The following is a 16,877-nucleotide window of genomic DNA, read 5'->3' as shown; positions in this document are numbered from 1 at the left end:
AGGCAAGGCTTAACTGTGCCAAGGTATGTTGGACGCATGAATTCTTCCTTACAATCGTCCACGATGCCTGAACACGAATTGATCCCCGTTACCCTCACCGCTAATGAGCAGATCCGGCCGCGGCTGCACCGCCTGACGTTCCACGCTGAGGCCTTCCGGACGTATGAGCTCGCCGGCCCCGATGAATACTTTGGCCTCGTCATGCCGCAAGTCGGGCAGGAATTTATGCCCTTCCCCGTCGATGGCGTCAATATCCGCGCGGCGGTGGCGGCTATGGACGAGGAAACGCGTCCAGACCTGCGCTGGTACACCATACGCGCGCTGCACCCTGAGGACGCCACTGTCGATGTCGACGTGGTCACCCACGGCGATTCAGGGCCCGGTTCGCGGTGGATTCTGCGCGCGCAACCCGGCGATACAGCAGGGTTCTTTACTTGCAAGGACTTGTGGCGGCCCACTGAGGCGGAGCAACTACTCGTCGCCGATGCCTCCGCACTGCCGGCCCTGCGGCATATCCTTACCTATCAAGAAGGCCGTGACCCGGCGAAGCTCCGCTCCACCGACGTTGTGGCCGTGGTCACTAGCGATGACGAAGTAGAACCCGGGCTCGCGGCTAGGTGGGAGCCCAGCGTGCGCAGCCTGCGCGTCCTTCGCACCGAGCCGCACCAGGAGGCGGATTCCGTCGTTGCCGCGCTGGAAGCAGATTATGCCGGTGACTCGGTGCCAGGGTACGTGTGGGTCTCCGGCGAGGGAGATTTGGCAAAGAAGGTCCGCGGCCTCGCGGTGAAAGGCTGGGGCTTGCCCACCGACGGCGTCACCTGGGTGCCCTATTGGTTTTATGGAAGGGCCCGTCCTTAAGAGCCCTAAAACCGCGAGAGGCCCCTGCGCCGAACCATGTGGTCCGGTACAGGGGCTGCGCTGGCTAGGGTTTACTTAGCCTTCTCGATGATCTTTACGAGACGGAAGTGCTTGTCCTTGGACAGCGGGCGGGTCTCAGCGATACGTACGAGATCGCCTACGCCTGCGATTTCTTCCTCATCGTGCGCCTTAACCTTCTTGTTAGAGCGCATGATCTTGCCGTACAGAGCGTGCTGCTTGCGGTCTTCAATCTCGACGACGATGGTCTTGGACATCTTGTCCGAGACGACGTAGCCGGTGCGGACCTTAGGAGCACCCTTGACCTTCTCCTTCTTCGGAGTTGGTCCCTTCTTGGATTCAGTCACGTTAGCCTCACTCATGATTAAGCCTCAGCTCCCGGAGCGACAGACAGGCCCAGCTCGCGCTCGCGCAGAACGGTGTAGATGCGGGCAATGTCGCGCTTAACCGTGCCGATGCGGCGGTTGTTGGTCAGCTGGCCGGTGGCCTTCTGGAAACGAAGGTTGAACAGTTCTTCCTTCGCATCCTTCAGACGGGTTTCCAGCTCTGCGTTGTCGAGCTCACGGAACTCGTGGGCGGGGGTACCGGTTGCCATTAGAACTGGTCCTCCTTCTTGATGATGCGGACCTTGCAAGGAAGCTTCTGGCCAGCGCGGCGCAGAGCCTCGATTGCAACAGCCTCAGTTGGGTAGCTCATCTCGAAAAGTACGCGGCCAGGCTTCACGTTAGCCACCCACTTCTCAACCGGGCCCTTACCGGAGCCCATACGAACACCGAGCGGCTTCTGGGTCAACGGACGGTCCGGGAAGATGTTGATCCACACCTTGCCACCACGCTTAACGTGGCGGTTGATGGCAATACGTGCGGCCTCAATCTGACGGTTGGTGATGTACGCAGGCTCCAGTGCCTGGATTGCGTAATCGCCGAAGTTAATGCGGTTTCCGCCCTTGGACACGCCACGACGGCTCGGGCGGTGCTGACGGCGGTACTTAACACGCTTAGGAATCAGCATGGATTAGCCCTCCTGCTTCTGCTGTGCACGCTGGCGGCGCTGGCCACCGCGGCGGGAGCGACCGTTGCGGTCACCGCGGCCACGGCCCTGTGCCGGAGCGTTCAGTTCGGACTCGCGTACGCCACCGACGACGTCACCCTTGTAGATCCACACCTTGATGCCGATGCGGCCGAAGGTGGTGTGGGCCTCTGCGGTGCCGTAGTCGATCTCGGCGCGAAGAGTGTGCAGCGGAACGCGGCCCTCGTGGTAGCGCTCAACGCGGGACATTTCTGCACCGCCCAGGCGACCAGACAGCAGAATCTTGATGCCCTTAACCTGTGGCTGGCGCATAGCGGACTGGATAGCCTTGCGCATTGCACGACGGAATGCGACGCGGTTAACCAGCTGCTCCGCGATGGAGTGAGCAACGAGGGTTGCGTTTGCGTCTACCTGCTTGACCTCGAGGATGTTGAGGGCAACCATCTTGCCGGTGAGCTTTTCCAACTCGCGGCGGATGCGGTCAGCCTCAGCACCGCGGCGGCCAATCACGATGCCCGGACGGGCGGTGTGAATGTCCACGCGGACGCGGTCACGGGTGCGCTCGATAACGATGTCGGCGATGCCGGCGCGCTCGAGGCCCTTGTTGAGGTAGTTACGAATCTTGATGTCTTCGGCTACGTAGTTCGCGTAGTCCTTATCCGCGAACCAGTGGGTCTTCCAGTCGGAGGTGATGCCCAAACGTAGGCCGTGAGGATGGATCTTCTGGCCCATTACTTGGCCCCTTCCTGCTGGCTTTCGACAACCACGGTGATGTGGCTGGTGCGCTTACGAATCATGAATGCACGACCCTGTGCACGCGGCTGGAAACGACGCATGGTCGGACCCTCGTTGGCGTATGCCTCGGAGATGACCAGGGTGCGTGGGTCGAGGCCGAAGTTGTTCTCAGCGTTAGCGGCTGCGGAAGCAACGACCTTTGCAACTGGCTTGGAAGCACCCTGCGGTGCGTACTTCAGGATTGCCAAAGCTTCGCTTACGGACTTGCCGCGGACCAGATCGAGCACACGACGTGCCTTCATCGGGGTAACGCGGACGTAGCGGGCCGTGGCGGATGCGGAGGTGATGGTCTCACTCATCGCTTATCGACGTCCCTTCTTGTCATCCTTGACGTGACCCTTAAAGGTCTTGGTTGGTGCAAACTCGCCCAACTTGTGGCCGACCATGGAGTCCTCGATGAAGACCGGCACATGCTTGCGGCCGTCGTGGACGGCGAAGGTGTGACCGATGAAATCGGGGAGAATGGTCGAGCGGCGAGACCAGGTCTTGATGACCTGCTTGGTGCCTGCATCGTTTTGAGCATCCACCTTGTTGAGGAGGTGCTCATCGACGAACGGGCCTTTCTTAAGGCTGCGTGGCATTGTTTACCTCCTCTTAGCGCTTCTTGTTCGGGCGACGACGGCGCACGATCATGTTGTTGGAGTAACGGTTCGGGTTGCGGGTGCGACCCTCCTTGTGACCCCATGGGGACACTGGGTGGCGACCACCGGAGGTCTTACCCTCACCACCACCGTGTGGGTGGTCAACCGGGTTCATAACGACACCACGGACGGTCGGGCGAACGCCCTTCCAACGCATGCGGCCGGCCTTGCCCCAGCGGATGTTCATCTGCTCGGCGTTGCCAACTTCACCAACCGTTGCGCGGCAACGGATGTCCACGCGGCGGATTTCAGAAGACGGCATACGCAGAACTGCGTACTTGCCTTCCTTACCCAGCAGCTGGATGGAAGCACCAGCAGAGCGAGCCAGCTTAGCGCCAGCGCCAGGCTTGAGCTCAACAGCGTGGATGGTCGAACCGGTCGGGATGTTGCGCAGCGGCAGGTTATTGCCCACCTTGATGTCTGCGTTCGGGCCGGATTCGACAACAGCACCCTGCTTCAGGCCCTTCGGCGCGATGATGTAGCGCTTCTCGCCATCTACGTAGTGCAGCAATGCAATGTTTGCGGTGCGGTTCGGGTCGTACTCGATGTGAGCGACCTTTGCCGGAATGCCGTCTTTGTCGTTACGACGGAAGTCGATCAGACGGTAACGGCGCTTGTGTCCACCGCCGATGTGGCGGGTGGTGATGCGGCCGTAGTTATTACGACCACCGGTTTTGCTCAGCGGGCGCAGCAGGGACTTCTCCGGAGTCGAACGAGTGATCTCGTCAAACTCAGACACGGAGGATGCGCGGCGACCCGGAGTTGTCGGCTTGTACTTACGAATAGCCATAATTCTTCCTTTTCCTTTCGGCTCTCCGGTGGCGCTTAAGCGCCTGCGCCGAAGACGTCGATGGAGTCGCTGCCTTCACGGAGCGTCACGTATGCGCGCTTGGTGGACTTACGCTGACCGAAGCCGGTGCGGGTGCGCTTGCGCTTACCTGCACGGTTTACGGTATTCACGGAGTCGACCTTCACGTCAAAGATCTGCTCGACGGCATCTTTAATCTGGGACTTATTGGAGTCTGGGGAGACGAAGAACGTGTAAACGTTCTGCTCCATCAGACCGTAGGACTTCTCAGATACAACCGGGGCGATGATGACATCGCGCGGGTTAGAAATCTTAGCCATTAGTTCTCCTCCTTATCCGCGCCGGTAGCGCGAGTGATGAAGGTGTGTAGCGCCTCAACGGAGAACACAACGTCATCGGAGTAGAGAACGTCGTAGGTGTTGAGCTGACCGGCGTCCAAGATCTGAACGTTCGGCAGGTTATTAGCGCTACGACGGGCGTTGATGTCCTCGCGGCCGATAACCAGCAGCACGTTGTCGCGCTCGGTCAGGGACTCGAGGAAAGCCTTGGCCGCCTTGGTGGACGGCTTCTGGCCTGGAACCAACTCTTCGATGACATGGATGCGCTCGTTGCGAGCACGGTCAGACAACGCACCGAAGAGAGCAGCCTTGATCATCTTCTTAGGGGTGCGCTGTGCGTAGCTACGTGGCTGCGGGCCGTGGACGGTGCCACCGCCGGTGTAGTGCGGCGCACGGATGGAACCCTGGCGCGCACGACCGGTGCCCTTCTGGCGGAAAGGCTTGCGGCCACCACCGCGGACGTCGCCGCGGGTCTTGGTGGCGTGGGTGCCCTGACGAGCAGCAGCAAGCTGTGCGTTGACAACCTGGTGCATCAAAGCAACGGATGCCTCGGTGTCAAAGATTTCAGCCGGCAGGTCCACGGAGCCATTGGTCTTACCTTCAGAGGTGTGGACGTCTAGCTTGAGGTTGCTCATGCGTGTGCACCGCCCTTCACTGCGGTCTTAACGGTGACGAGGCCGCCGCGCGCACCAGGGATAGCACCCTTGATGAGCAGCAGGTTGGACTCGACATCGACTTTCTGAATCTTCAGGTTTTGGGTCGTCACGCGGTCGTGGCCCATGCGGCCAGCCATTCGCTTGCCCTTGAAGACGCGGCCTGGGGTAGCAGCGCCACCGATACCACCAACGCGGCGGTGAGCGGCCTGGTTACCGTGAGCTGCGCCCTGACCCTGGAAGCCGTGGCGCTTCATAGCACCAGCGTAGCCGTGGCCCTTGGTCTGGCCGGTGACGTCAACGAAAGTGATGCCTTCGAAGATGTCTACCTTGACCTCTTGGCCAACCTCGTATGCGGAGGTGTCGTCCATGCGGATTTCCGCAACGTGACGACGCGGGGTTACGCCAGCCTTTTTGAAGTGACCAGACTCAGGCTTGTTTGCCTTGCGTGGGTCAATCTCGCCGAAGGCGATTTGGATGGCGCTGTAGCCATCGGTTTCGGGGGTGCGAATCTGGGTGACAACGCATGGCCCTGCTTCAACGACGGTAACCGGAACAACGCGGTTCTCGTCGTCGAAGACCTGGGTCATGCCGAGCTTCTTGCCCAGAATGCCCTTGATCTCGTTTTCACTCATTATTAGTTCTCCACCAAAGTCGCTTACTGGATGTTCACGTCGACGCTTGCCGGAAGATCGATGCGCATCAAAGCATCAACGGTCTTCGGGGTCGGGTCGAGAATATCGATCAGGCGCTTGTGCGTGCGCATCTCGAAGTGCTCGCGAGAGTCCTTGTACTTGTGCGGAGAACGAATAACTGCGTACACGTTCTTCTCGGTTGGGAGCGGCACTGGGCCAACTACACGAGCACCCGTACGGGTAACGGTCTCGACGATCTTCTTTGCAGAAGCGTCGATTGCCTCGTGGTCATAGGCCTTCAGCCGAATGCGGATCTTTTGTCCCGCCACGCTTATCCTCTTCCTCGCTTCCCCACTTTCACATTCCCGGCGTTTCCGGGGCGTGAAGCGGTGGGAAATTGCTTCTCGATTTCTCTATAACGTTGTCCGGGCCTGGGGCCTGACACAACGCCAGTGGTCTGACTGTCATGACAACCAAGAGATACAGCACATGGCAAATGCCAGTCTGCAGTGCTCCTGACGGGGTACAAGACCCGTAGTCAAAGTATTGTGAAGAGGACGGTTTTCACGCATTACACGTGGTAAGTGTCCTATTCGCTAACTGCCGCTGTTTATTTGCCATGCCCCTTCTCCGGTCCATCGTCTCGGGGTGTCTCTGCTCTAGCGCGGACCTAGCCCGATCGGATGACCTTCCAGTCTGTGTTTCAGGAAAGCCCTGATCCACGGTGACAACGAAGGTGTCATGTTCGCTTTACCAGCTCAGCGTCTCCCCGATATGCACCGTGTTAAAGACGGTCTGTTACCGGTTCGCGCTGCCCTGTTAAAGCAACCTAAGTATTTAAGCACGATGGGCTGGTGTTTTTCAAACCACCCCGGCAATAGTGCCAATAATCACGTTTTGGTAAATATTGTTGTCACAGACCCCACGTCCGGTTAGGCGGTAGGTACGCTCAAAGAGGGATTTTGAACCGTTGGTTCTTGGTCCTTCAATTTCATATTGCGACCATGCAAGTCAATATTTAAGGAAAGGCCTTAAAGACCATGTCTGAGAACAACACTCCTGCAAAGCACTCTGAGAACAACGTTGCCGCTTCTGAAGAGCGCGAGGTAAACAACAACTTGGAGACTCAGTACGGCACCACCACCATTGATGACGTCGTTGTTTCCAAGATCGCCGGCATAGCAGCGCGCGAGGTTTCCGGCGTTGACTCCCTCGGTGGCGGCGGCGCTCGCATGATGGGCACCATCCGCGAGTCCTTCGGTGCATCCGAGGACGTACGCCAGGGTGTTGACGTAGAGGTAGAAAACGGCTCCGCAAAGATCGAGATCGCCATCACCGCTGAGTACGGCGTTGCCATCCACGAGCTGGCTGAGGCAATCCGCCGCAACATCATGAACGCTGTCGAGCGCATGACCGGCCTGACTGTAGAGCGCGTTGACGTTGTTGTTCACAACGTCAAGCTGCCGAAGGAAGACTCCGAGTCTGAAGAGCAGGCTGCACTGAACCAGGGCCAGGCATAAGAACAATGCCTGAACCCCGAGCACAATTTGAGCTCGAGGTAAGCCACGCTCACGCAATTGCGGAAGCGGTGCAAAAGCTCAACGGTGTCGCGGGCCTTGACGGCGGACGCTACGGCTCGGTGAACCTACTCTTCCCGGGCGAAAGGGTTTCCGGCATGCGCCGGCCCGATCCCCGCGACGATCGCCACCTGCAAATCAACGTCCGCGTTGATATCAGTGCGCAACCTGATCTGTACCGTCTGGCGGAAGAAATCCGCTCGACCGCCCGCAAGGCATGTACGGAACTAGATCGCGTCGACGTTGAGTTTTCTGACGCCGTAGATGGCTTATCCGCTGCTCCCTCGAAGGATTAGATATGAAAAATTACACCACATTGGGCATTGTTATCGGCCTGCTACTCGCCTTCTTTTTGTACTTAGGTTGGGGTTGGATGCTGCTCGCCGTGCTGCTTGCTGCCATCGGTGGCCTCTTGGGCTCCCATTTTGATGGCCGCATCGACCTCAGCGCTGTGTGGAATGGCCTCATTGGCAAGGAGAAAGGCCAAGGCTAATGTCAGAAGGTTCCACTAAGGGCCACACGCGTTTCTCGCTGCGGACCATGGAACGAATCGTGACCGCCGCAATTGCTAGCGTGCCTGGCACAAAGGATTTAGATGCCAAGCTTGCTGGCATTGGCGGACGCGGTTATCCACGGGTTTCGGTACAGATGGACCCAGAGCGTGAAGTCGCCGCAGTAAGCGCGACCATCGCTGTGGTGTGGCCATCGCCGGTTACCGCAGTCGCGGAAAGTACGCGTGCCGCCATTTCAGAGGCCATTGCTGCCCACACCGGCTATACCACCACCCGCGTTAATGTCACCGTTGGTGAATCGGTTCCGGATACTCGCGTGACCGCAGAACAGGTTGCGCAGCGCCCTGCTGCTTCGGCTTTCACCCCGGAGGTCACACCTTCTACCGTGACCCAGCCTGTCACCCAGGACTCGGTCGAGGTGCGAGGCATCGAGACTCCAGAAGAAGCCGCGGTTCGCACCGTCGATACCCCGCAAGAGGCGGTGGTTCGCACAGTTGCCGTTCCACCAGAAGCGGATATCCGCGAGATTTCTTCCGGGAAGGAAGTTGCCGTCCGCGGAGTATCGGCGCCGACTGGCGATACCCCGGTGCGCTCTGTTGACACGCCGCGGGAGGCGCCGGTGCGCAGCATTTCCGCTGATCTTCCGGATCACCAGCTGTTAGACATCAGTGCTCCAGAAGATCACGAACCGCGCCGCATCGTCGAACCGCGCCCAGAGCGGGTACGCAGTGTTCGCGCCCCGCGCCCTGCTCGGTTGCTCCCGAGCGGACAGGTACGTCCCTTCGCCAAGAAGGCAAAGGTCTCTGCCCCTCGTCCGCAGCCTTTGCGCAAGATCGACATCGACAATTCGCAACAGTACAAGCGCGTTCGCGTTGCGCGGCCGACTCCCCTGCGCAAGGTGCAGTCACCTCGCCCACGACCACTGCGCAAGATCGAGATCGATAATTCCCGGAGCGAGCAGCGCGTGCGGACCGCAAGGCCCGCCCCGCTGCGCAAGGTTCAGGCCCCGCGCCAGGAACCGCTCAAGCGCATCAAGGTAACCCCAACGAGCCAGCGCCCGCTGCATGTCTATGCGCCACGGCCTGAGCCGCTGCGTGCCATTTCCATCACCCCATTCCACGATCAAGGAGGCAACAATGGCTGAGATGAATATGCCTGAGCATTTCGGGCAACAGCCCAAGGCGTCTCCTGCCGTGCGTACGTGGACCGTCATTTTAGGTTTCGTCCTGCTGGCCATTGGTATTGTGGGCGTACGCGAAACCTGGCTTGTCGGCGCAGACGCCAATGCCCAATCGTGGGTCCAGCCGGTCCTCAATCTTATTGCCACCGAGCAATTAGAAACGTGGATGATCTGGGCTGGCGTGGGCTCCATCGTCGTTGGTCTCATCTTTGTGATCGCTGCGGTAAAGACGCGCCGCAATACCCACATCCAGGTCGCTTCCGAGTCCGCTTCCATGTGGATGCGTCCGGTTGATGTCGCGCGCTTGAGCTCTGCTGCAGCGCGCCGCGTTCCGGGAGTCGCGTCAGCGCAGACTTCCGCGGATACCAAGAGCGCGAAGGTTACCGTCAACGGCGATGAGCAAGATACCGAATTGCCTGGGCGCGTGGAAACGGCTGTTAGCCGCGCTTTGGAAGTGCTTGCACACCCACCCAAGGTCACCGTAGCCGTAGAGAAGATTCCGGAGATGGATAATCATGTCTAAAAAGCTTGCTACCTTTGACCGAATCCTCCTCGGCCTGCTCGGAATCATCCTCATCGCGCTCGGTGTGTGGCCAATTCTCATTAACTTCAATGTGGAATTTGCTGAGTACCTAGCGGAGTGGGTAGACCACGATACTTGGCGGACTTTGGGCGACAATAGTTGGTGGGTCTGGGTCTTGGCCGGCGCCTCTGCCCTATTGCTCATCATTGGTTTGTGGCTCATCGTCGTAAACCTGCGCCACCGCCGCTTTAATAATGTGGAATCCGCAGCTTCCAATGAAGAAGGCGCAATCTCTGCATCCATGAACGCCATCGCCACCGCGGTGGCCAAGGATCTGGACGCGTTAGATGGTGTGGACCGCGTCGAGCGCTTGGTTGCATACGACCGCGCCCGCCCAACACTGCAGTACACGGTGGTTGCCAACCCAGACACGCCGCTGGAGCGGCTGACCAACGCTGTAGAAACGAATGAGCGCGACTTCCGGGAGGCTTTCCCCGACGCTGACCTAGATACCAGCTATAAGCTGCACTTCACCAAGGTCAAGCCGATGAAGGATTTAGCTGAATAAGGGGTTTGGGGTCTCTGCAACAAGAACCTCACCCACCTTGCCTAAGCGCGCATAATCGCCGCCCTCGAGGAGTAACTCCAACTCCTCGCCAGGGCGGCATTTTTCTATCCTCTTCCACGCATAATTATGGGCAACCACCCGCCGGTTTTCCTTGTGAAAGAGATGCAGTCCGTGGTCTAGGACAGCGATAGCGTCCTCCAAGCGGAGGACATAGACAAAGTCACCCAACTCGTAGCGGCTCAGGCCGCTAAGTTCCGGCAGCGGCTCATCCAGGCGCATGATGCTGGAGACGATACCAAGGCGGTGTTCAAAGCCCTCAGTATCCGTAACCACAAAGGGCCGGCCGGGTCCTGTTGGCCTAATGGCACTGTATTCCCACACCACCGGCTGAGCATTCGGGCGGCGCACGATGATGCGGGAGGAATCGGCGGTGATGCGGGAGGCGGGGGCATCGCTAAGCACGAGCCATACACCAATGCCCACGCGGCCGCCCTCAAGGGGCAATAGCGGCGGGTGGACCTCGGCCTGTCGCTCGAGTTCGACGACCAAATCCGCGTCGCTCACGCCCCAGCCGATGCCCCGGTTGGCCAATAAGGCAAAAAGCGTCGGCAGGCTCAGATCGGGCTGGCCCTCCCATGCCTTGCGCAGCGCCGCCAAGGTCGGGTCAATGCGAGTGGGATCTTCCATAAGGGTCTAGCCTACCGAGCGGTTCCGCCCTATTACAGCCACGGGTCAGCACCCCGCCTTGGCTAACTGGTTACCCCCGTTTTCACTTATTTTCAGGTAAGCGTTCCCTATAACTGTTGAACAATTCAGGTTTTTAAATCTGCAGCTGAATCCCATTTTTCTTTTTAAGGCCCTAAGCGTCTACACTGAAAAAATACCTGTCGTTTGATTGGCGATGTACATCACGGGGCTACGTGAATTGTGCGCTCGCTTATATCTTATTAGATTGGTCACATACAACGACTCCATCGTTGGCTTCATATTTATTCGCACTGTTTCCTGCTTAACCGCGCACGGAGAATTTCCCCATGACAAAGTATTTGATCAAAAAGATCTTGGGCTGGTTACTCATGATCTTTTTAGCCACTAACTTGGCTTATTTCTTGGCGGCCTCGTTTTTGGACCCGCGTTCGAACTACACCGAGCGCCGTCCACCACTTTCAGATGAGGAAATCAATAACCTCCTCGAGCCTTATAACCTCAGCCCAGAAACCCCGCTCCTGGAGCGCTGGTGGACTTGGCTGACCAATATCCTCACGAAGTGGGACTGGGGACAATCTCCGGTCGGTGAGATGGTTAACGAAGAGATCAGCTACCGCATCTGGGTATCCGCACAGCTGCTCTTGCTGGCCACCATCCTGTCCATCGTCATCGGTGTGGCCGTTGGTGTATACACCGCCTCCCGCCAGTACAAGACCGGTGACCGCGTGTGGCAGGGAATTTCCATCATTGCAATGAATACCCACGTGGTTGTTGCCTCCATCGCCGTCGTCTGGGCCGCCCTGGAGATCAACGATTTGACCGGCAAGAAGATTTTCTACGTCGTCGGCTCTAAGTCCTTGGGGGTCGAGGGATTCTTCCCCAAGCTCTTGGACTCCGCGCAGCACCTCATCTTGCCCACGATTTCCCTGGTGATCATCAGCTACGCCAGCTACCACATGACTCAGCGCACGCTGCTGCTCGATAACCTCGATGCGGATTATGTCCGCACCGCACGTGCAAAGGGACTTACCCGCCAGCAGGCCATCCGCAAGCACGCGCTGCGCACCTCCATCATTCCGGTGGCAACGTCCGTCGCCTTCTCCGTGCCCGGCATCTTCACCGGTGCCGTGATGACGGAGCGCATCTTCGGCTGGAATGGTATGGGCCAGTACTTCATCCAGACCATAAGTAAGAATGACATCAATGGCGCGGTAGCCGTGGCGGCATTCGGTGCCGCGATGACGGCCGTGTCCGCCGTCCTGGCAGACCTCGTTGTTGTCGCCTTGGATCCACGAGTAAGGGTGAGCTAAATGACAAATCCCAAAGAACCAAAGATGTCCAAGAAACAGCCCCGTGGCGAGGTTTCTACGCGTACCGAGGTCGTCTCCGAGGATCCTTTAAGCAATAAGGAAGCCGAGCGCATGGCCACGCTGCCGGAGGTCCCCCGCGGTACTTCCCGGTACAAGCTGTACGTCCGCCGCTTCTTCCGCAACAAGCTAGCCACCGTCGGTGTTTTCATCCTGGGCTTTCTCATCTTCGCCGCCCTTTTTGGCAATTTCTTTGCCCAGTGGGACTACACGGAACCGGACTTCCTCGCCCTGTCTGAGCCACCGAGCTCCGAGCACTGGTTCGGTACCAACGATTCCGGCAATGACCTTTATGCCCAAACCATCCACGGCCTTGGCAGGTCCCTAACCATCGCCATCGTGGTGTCCTTTGCCACGTTGGTTATCTCCGCATTCATCGGCTGTGCCGCAGCCCTTTGGGGCGGAATCGCGGAAAAGGCCGTCCTCGCCGTTATCCACTTCCTGCTGTCCATCCCGACCTTCCTGCTCATCGCCCTCGTGGTGGCAGACTCCGGCGGTGACTGGAAGCTTTTGATGGTCGTCCTTATCGCCTTCGGCTGGATGTACCAGGCCCGTGTGATTTGGTCCTTGGCCCTTACCGTCCGCGAGCAGGACTATGTCCGCGCCGCAAGCTACATGGGCGTATCCAAGATGCGCACCATCATCCGCCACGTCATTCCCAATATTGGTTCGCTGCTTATCATCCAGTTCGTCTTCGGCGTGGTGGGCACCGTGGGCTCTGAGACCGCCCTGTCCTTCCTGGGCTTGGGCGTGAAGCTTCCCGATGTCTCCCTCGGTACCTTGCTGCAGGGCGGCACCGCCTCCCTGCAATCCGCCCCATGGCAGTTCTACTTCCCCGCCGCTACCTTGACGCTGCTGACCGTCTCCATGGCATTTATTGGCGATGGTCTGCGCGACGCACTCGATCCCAACTCCAATTCCGGAGGTAAACTATGACTTCGCCTATCTTGTCCGTCAATGACTTACGCGTCAGCTTTCCTTCTGAAGCAGGTACCGTCTCTGCGGTGCGCGGTGTCAGCTTTGATCTGCACCCCGGCCGCACCCTGGGCATCGTCGGCGAATCCGGCTCCGGTAAGTCCGTGACCTCCATGTCCATCATGGGCCTGCTGCCGGAATACGCCAAGGTAGAAGGCTCCGTGAAATTCGATGGCCGAGAGCTCCTCGGGCTTTCTGATAAGGAAATGTCGAGCATCCGCGGAAATGGCATCGGCATGATCTTCCAGGATCCGCTCTCCGCGCTGACCCCGGTCTTCGATATTGGTTCGCAGCTGGTGGAGGCCATCCAAGCCCACCAGGACGTCAGCAAGAAGGCCGCACTCAAGCAAGCCACCGAGCTACTAGATCTGGTGGGCATCCCCGAGCCCCACCTGCGCCTGAAGTCCTTCCCGCACGAGTTTTCCGGCGGTATGCGCCAGCGCGTGGTCATCGCCATTGCTATTGCGAATAACCCGCGCGTGCTCATTGCCGATGAGCCGACGACGGCCCTGGACGTCACCATCCAGGCCCAGATCCTGGACGTCATCCGAGTAGCCCAGCGCGAGACCGGCGCCGCGACCATCATGATTACCCACGATATGGGCGTGGTGGCAGAAACCGCCGATGATGTCATGGTCATGTACGCCGGCCAGCCGGTAGAGCACGGCGATGTCGATACCATCTTCTCTAACCCGCGCATGCCCTATACCGTGGGCCTGCTCGGTTCCACCCCGCGCCCCGATGCCTCGGCCTCGGAGCCCCTCACCCCCATCGAGGGCAACCCGCCGGTCTTGGTGGACCTCAAGGACCGTTGCCAATTCGCCCCGCGCTGCCCCGTCGCACAACAGGCTTGCCTTTCCGGCGAGCCAGACCTGCTTCCACTCAAGGACGAGTCCACCTCCCACCGCAGCGCCTGCCTGCGCGCGCCGGAGATCCACGACCGCAAAATTGACGGCGAGCTGATGTTCAAGCCGCCGCTGCTTTCCGATGACGTCTTGGCCGACGTTCCCCGCGAGGACCGCAAGACTACCCTCGCTGTGAACGAACTGCGCAAGCAGTTCCCGCTGACCAAGGGCGCGTTAATTAAGCGCAAGGTGGGCACCGTCAAGGCCGTCGACGGCATTACCTTCGATATCCGCGAAGGCGAGTGCCTGGCCATCGTCGGCGAGTCCGGCTGCGGTAAGACCACCACCCTGCTGGAGATCATGGACCTGGACCCAGAAAATGGCGCAGTAGTCCTCAACGGCAAGGACGCCAATGGAATGAGCGGCTCAGAGCGCCGCGAGGCCCGCAAAGACATTCAGATCGTCTTCCAGGATCCGATGAGCTCGCTCAACCCCCGCCTGACCGTGCGCGAGGTCATCGCGGAACCGCTCAACTCGCTTGGCTATGACGGCGATGTCGATGCCCGCGTGAACGAGCTCATGGGCCTGGTCGGCCTCGATTCCTCGCAGCTGGACCGCTTCCCTAGCCACTTCTCCGGCGGCCAGCGCCAGCGCATCGGCTTGGCCCGCGCCCTGGCCACGCGTCCTTCGGTTCTCGTGCTGGATGAGCCAGTCTCCGCCTTGGACGTCTCCATCCAGGCGGGTGTCATTAACCTGCTCGAGGACCTGAAGCGAAAGCTGGGCCTGTCCTATCTCTTCGTTGCCCACGACCTTTCCGTTGTGCGCCACCTCTCGGACCGCGTTGCGGTGATGTACAAAGGCAAGTTCGTCGAGTCCGGTTCGACGGATGAGATTTTCGATAACCCACAGGACGACTACACCAAGAAACTTCTGGATGCCATCCCGAATCCGGATCCCAAGGTTGCCCGCGCACGCAGGGAAAAGTCTCGGGCCTAGCTACCCCCTAGCCCCGCCTTCTTTTCTTAAAGTGATTGCGGACACAAATTTGAATATTGTATAGTTATTCACACAGTTGGAGTTTGCGGTTACTTCACTCTCCGTTTATGCCAACTTCATCTTCATCTCACGCAAGGAGTAATCCCCAATGAAAAAGTTCGGTCGCTTCCGCATAGCAACGGTTGCTACTCTTTCCGCCACGGCACTCGCACTCACCGCCTGCTCGGGTTCTGGCGGTGGCGACTCCTCCAACAAGGCTGTCGGTGGCCTCGAGATCGACGTCAAGCCATCTGGGGACTACAACGAAAAAGAACGCGATGAGATTAAGGACGGCGGCGAGCTGAGCCTTTCCCTAGGCGAGCTTACCGAACAGCAAAATGACTTCCACGCCAATATGACCACGGATACCCGCACCGTATGGGGCTGGTACAACCCGCAGATGGCGCTCTATGACGGCGAGGGTCACTACACCCCAAATCCCGCGTACTTGGATTCGGTAGAAGAATCCACTGAAGGCGATAAAACCGTCGTGACCTACGACATCAACGATGACGCAACCTTCAACGATGGCACCCCCATTGACTGGACCGCTTTCGAGAACACCTGGCGCTTCAACAACGGCAAGAACACTGATGTGCAGGTCAACTCCACAGACGGTTACGAGCTGATCGAATCCGTGGAAAAGGGCGAGAATGACAAAGAAGCTGTGGTCACTTTCGGAACCCCTTACCCATGGTGGCAAGGACTATTCAACAGCATTTTGCACCCAGCGATCGATACCGCCGAAAAGTTCAATGAAGAATACCTAGGCAAGCTCAACCCACAGTACGGCGCGGGCCCATTCAAGGTTGACAACGTCGACTTCCGCGGCGGCACCGCGTCCTTTGTCCCCAACGAAAAATGGTGGGGCGATAAGCCGAAGCTGGATAAGGTCAGCTACCGCGTGATGGAGGACCAGGCAACCATCAATGCCTTCCAGGCCGGCGAAATTGACGTAGCCGGCGTGGGAAGTAAGAATAACCTCACTATCGCCGCAGATATGGGCGATTCCATCGATGTCCGCGCAGCTACCCGCCCGGCCAGCGTCCTGTTCACCCTAAACTCCAAGGCACCTCAACTTGCGGATAAGGACGTGCGCCATGCTGTCTTTTCGGCCATCGACCGCGCACAGCTTGCTGAAATCCGCTACAACGGGCTTGGCTATGAAGAAGAATTGCCTGGCTCCTTGACCCTCTTCCCGATTCAGGATGGTTACCAAGATAACCTTTCCGAGGTTCTCGAGTACGACGTTGAAGAGGCCAAGAGCCTGCTGGAAGGCGCCGGCTACTCTGAGGGCGATGACGGCTACTACGCCAAGGACGGCGACAAGCTGTCTCTGCGATACGTGCTTATCGGCGATGACGAGGTCTCCAAGTCCACCGCTACCGCCGTCCAAAAGATGCTGAAAGACGCTGGCATTGAGCTGAAGATTGAGGAGCGCCCAAGCTCTGACTTCTCCAAGATCATCAGCGAGCGCGACTTCGACCTCTTGCTCTCCGGCTTCGGTTCTAGCGACCCATTTGGTCCCGCCTATTTCGGTCAGTTCTACGGGAGCACTTCCACCCTCAACAAGTCCGGCACCGGTAGCGAGGAATTCGACAAAAAGATCGACGAGATGCAGAAGCTACCAACCCGCGATGAGCAGGTAAAGCGGGTCAACGAACTCGAATCCGAAGCCTTCGAAGAATACGGACTGCTTCCGTATGCTAACGGTCCGCAGATGGTTGGCTTGAAGAAGGGAATCGCCAACATGGGTGCCCTCGGATTCGCTATCATTCCTAAGGAAAACATCGGCTGGGAGAAGTAGTACCT

At 58.7% G+C, this 16,877-nt stretch carries 23 protein-coding genes; 11 read left to right on the top strand and 12 right to left on the bottom strand.

Annotated features, from left to right (window positions below; all coding sequences use genetic code 11):
- Positions 1–36: 36 nt before the first annotated feature.
- On the top strand, positions 37–858 hold the full coding sequence (locus tag HMPREF1261_RS04400; RefSeq protein ID WP_084538511.1) for a siderophore-interacting protein: 822 nt from the start codon (positions 37–39) through the stop codon (positions 856–858).
- A gap of 71 nt (positions 859–929) precedes the next feature.
- On the opposite strand, the gene rpsQ is transcribed toward HMPREF1261_RS04400, so the two are convergent.
- Genes rpsQ through rpsJ form a run of 11 tightly spaced genes read right to left on the bottom strand, consistent with a single transcriptional unit; the run spans position 930 to position 6,104 of the window.
- Positions 930–1,238 carry a 30S ribosomal protein S17 gene (gene rpsQ, locus HMPREF1261_RS04395; RefSeq protein ID WP_005276946.1) on the bottom strand — a complete coding sequence of 103 codons (309 nt, stop codon included), beginning with the start codon at positions 1,236–1,238 and terminating at the stop codon, positions 930–932.
- A gap of 2 nt (positions 1,239–1,240) precedes the next feature.
- Entirely contained in the window at positions 1,241–1,471 is a 231-nt protein-coding gene (gene rpmC / locus HMPREF1261_RS04390) for a 50S ribosomal protein L29 (RefSeq protein ID WP_005276944.1), read from the bottom strand.
- Complete coding sequence (rplP, locus tag HMPREF1261_RS04385) at positions 1,471–1,887, bottom strand: 50S ribosomal protein L16 (protein WP_005276943.1); 417 nt, start codon at positions 1,885–1,887, stop codon at positions 1,471–1,473. Before rplP ends, rpmC begins: the two co-directional genes overlap by 1 nt.
- A 3-nt stretch (positions 1,888–1,890) precedes the next feature.
- Positions 1,891–2,637: a 30S ribosomal protein S3 gene (rpsC, locus tag HMPREF1261_RS04380; protein WP_005276941.1), complete on the bottom strand. Its 747-nt coding sequence runs from the start codon at positions 2,635–2,637 to the stop codon at positions 1,891–1,893.
- Complete coding sequence (rplV, locus tag HMPREF1261_RS04375) at positions 2,637–2,999, bottom strand: 50S ribosomal protein L22 (protein WP_005276938.1); 363 nt, start codon at positions 2,997–2,999, stop codon at positions 2,637–2,639. Before rplV ends, rpsC begins: the two co-directional genes overlap by 1 nt.
- A gap of 3 nt (positions 3,000–3,002) precedes the next feature.
- Entirely contained in the window at positions 3,003–3,281 is a 279-nt protein-coding gene (gene rpsS, locus HMPREF1261_RS04370; protein WP_005276936.1) for a 30S ribosomal protein S19, read from the bottom strand.
- A 13-nt stretch (positions 3,282–3,294) separates the two neighbouring features.
- On the bottom strand, positions 3,295–4,131 hold the full coding sequence (rplB, locus tag HMPREF1261_RS04365) for a 50S ribosomal protein L2 (RefSeq protein ID WP_005276935.1): 837 nt from the start codon (positions 4,129–4,131) through the stop codon (positions 3,295–3,297).
- A 35-nt stretch (positions 4,132–4,166) separates the two neighbouring features.
- Positions 4,167–4,469 carry a 50S ribosomal protein L23 gene (rplW, locus tag HMPREF1261_RS04360; RefSeq protein WP_005276934.1) on the bottom strand — a complete coding sequence of 101 codons (303 nt, stop codon included), beginning with the start codon at positions 4,467–4,469 and terminating at the stop codon, positions 4,167–4,169.
- Complete coding sequence (rplD, locus tag HMPREF1261_RS04355; RefSeq protein WP_005281229.1) at positions 4,469–5,122, bottom strand: 50S ribosomal protein L4; 654 nt, start codon at positions 5,120–5,122, stop codon at positions 4,469–4,471. The genes rplW and rplD overlap by 1 nt, the downstream gene beginning before the upstream one ends.
- Complete coding sequence (rplC, locus tag HMPREF1261_RS04350; protein ID WP_005276932.1) at positions 5,119–5,775, bottom strand: 50S ribosomal protein L3; 657 nt, start codon at positions 5,773–5,775, stop codon at positions 5,119–5,121. Before rplC ends, rplD begins: the two co-directional genes overlap by 4 nt.
- A 23-nt stretch (positions 5,776–5,798) precedes the next feature.
- Complete coding sequence (gene rpsJ / locus HMPREF1261_RS04345; protein WP_003848085.1) at positions 5,799–6,104, bottom strand: 30S ribosomal protein S10; 306 nt, start codon at positions 6,102–6,104, stop codon at positions 5,799–5,801.
- A gap of 711 nt (positions 6,105–6,815) precedes the next feature.
- On the opposite strand from rpsJ, the gene HMPREF1261_RS04340 reads away from it, so the two are divergent.
- From HMPREF1261_RS04340 to amaP, 6 genes are read left to right on the top strand one after another with little or no spacing between them, the layout of a single operon-like run.
- Positions 6,816–7,295, top strand: a complete 480-nt coding sequence (locus HMPREF1261_RS04340; protein WP_005276899.1) for an Asp23/Gls24 family envelope stress response protein — start codon at positions 6,816–6,818, stop codon at positions 7,293–7,295.
- Between the two features lie 5 nt (positions 7,296–7,300).
- Entirely contained in the window at positions 7,301–7,648 is a 348-nt protein-coding gene (locus HMPREF1261_RS04335) for a hypothetical protein (RefSeq protein WP_005276897.1), read from the top strand.
- Positions 7,649–7,650: 2 nt separating this feature from the next.
- Positions 7,651–7,845 (top strand): hypothetical protein, encoded by a 195-nt coding sequence (locus HMPREF1261_RS04330; protein WP_005276895.1) that lies wholly within the window; start codon positions 7,651–7,653, stop codon positions 7,843–7,845.
- A complete protein-coding gene (locus HMPREF1261_RS04325) occupies positions 7,845–9,008 on the top strand; it encodes an Asp23/Gls24 family envelope stress response protein (RefSeq protein ID WP_023030107.1) in 1,164 nt (387 codons plus the stop codon). The genes HMPREF1261_RS04330 and HMPREF1261_RS04325 overlap by 1 nt, the downstream gene beginning before the upstream one ends.
- Positions 9,001–9,567, top strand: coding sequence for a DUF6286 domain-containing protein (locus tag HMPREF1261_RS04320; protein WP_023028279.1), 567 nt, complete (start codon positions 9,001–9,003; stop codon positions 9,565–9,567). Before HMPREF1261_RS04325 ends, HMPREF1261_RS04320 begins: the two co-directional genes overlap by 8 nt.
- A complete protein-coding gene (gene amaP, locus HMPREF1261_RS04315; protein ID WP_023030106.1) occupies positions 9,560–10,135 on the top strand; it encodes an alkaline shock response membrane anchor protein AmaP in 576 nt (191 codons plus the stop codon). The genes HMPREF1261_RS04320 and amaP overlap by 8 nt, the downstream gene beginning before the upstream one ends.
- Here the strand turns inward: amaP and HMPREF1261_RS04310 are convergent.
- Entirely contained in the window at positions 10,124–10,822 is a 699-nt protein-coding gene (locus HMPREF1261_RS04310; RefSeq protein WP_023030105.1) for a hypothetical protein, read from the bottom strand. The two genes, amaP and HMPREF1261_RS04310, sit on opposite strands and share 12 nt — an antisense overlap.
- 347 nt (positions 10,823–11,169) lie before the next feature.
- Between HMPREF1261_RS04310 and HMPREF1261_RS04305 the strand changes: the two genes are divergently transcribed.
- From HMPREF1261_RS04305 to HMPREF1261_RS04290, 4 genes are all read left to right on the top strand, one after another.
- Positions 11,170–12,153: an ABC transporter permease gene (locus HMPREF1261_RS04305; protein ID WP_023030104.1), complete on the top strand. Its 984-nt coding sequence runs from the start codon at positions 11,170–11,172 to the stop codon at positions 12,151–12,153.
- On the top strand, positions 12,154–13,146 hold the full coding sequence (locus HMPREF1261_RS04300; RefSeq protein ID WP_023030103.1) for an ABC transporter permease: 993 nt from the start codon (positions 12,154–12,156) through the stop codon (positions 13,144–13,146).
- Complete coding sequence (locus tag HMPREF1261_RS04295; protein ID WP_023030102.1) at positions 13,143–15,026, top strand: ABC transporter ATP-binding protein; 1,884 nt, start codon at positions 13,143–13,145, stop codon at positions 15,024–15,026. Before HMPREF1261_RS04300 ends, HMPREF1261_RS04295 begins: the two co-directional genes overlap by 4 nt.
- A 148-nt stretch (positions 15,027–15,174) precedes the next feature.
- Entirely contained in the window at positions 15,175–16,872 is a 1,698-nt protein-coding gene (locus tag HMPREF1261_RS04290) for an ABC transporter family substrate-binding protein (protein WP_023030101.1), read from the top strand.
- Positions 16,873–16,877: the final 5 nt, after the last annotated feature.

It is taken from the genome of Corynebacterium sp. KPL1818, from assembly GCF_000478135.1.
GTDB classification, from domain to species: domain Bacteria; phylum Actinomycetota; class Actinomycetes; order Mycobacteriales; family Mycobacteriaceae; genus Corynebacterium; species Corynebacterium accolens.
Note: the sequence above shows the minus strand (reverse complement) of the source record. Positions and strands in the feature narration are given on the sequence as shown.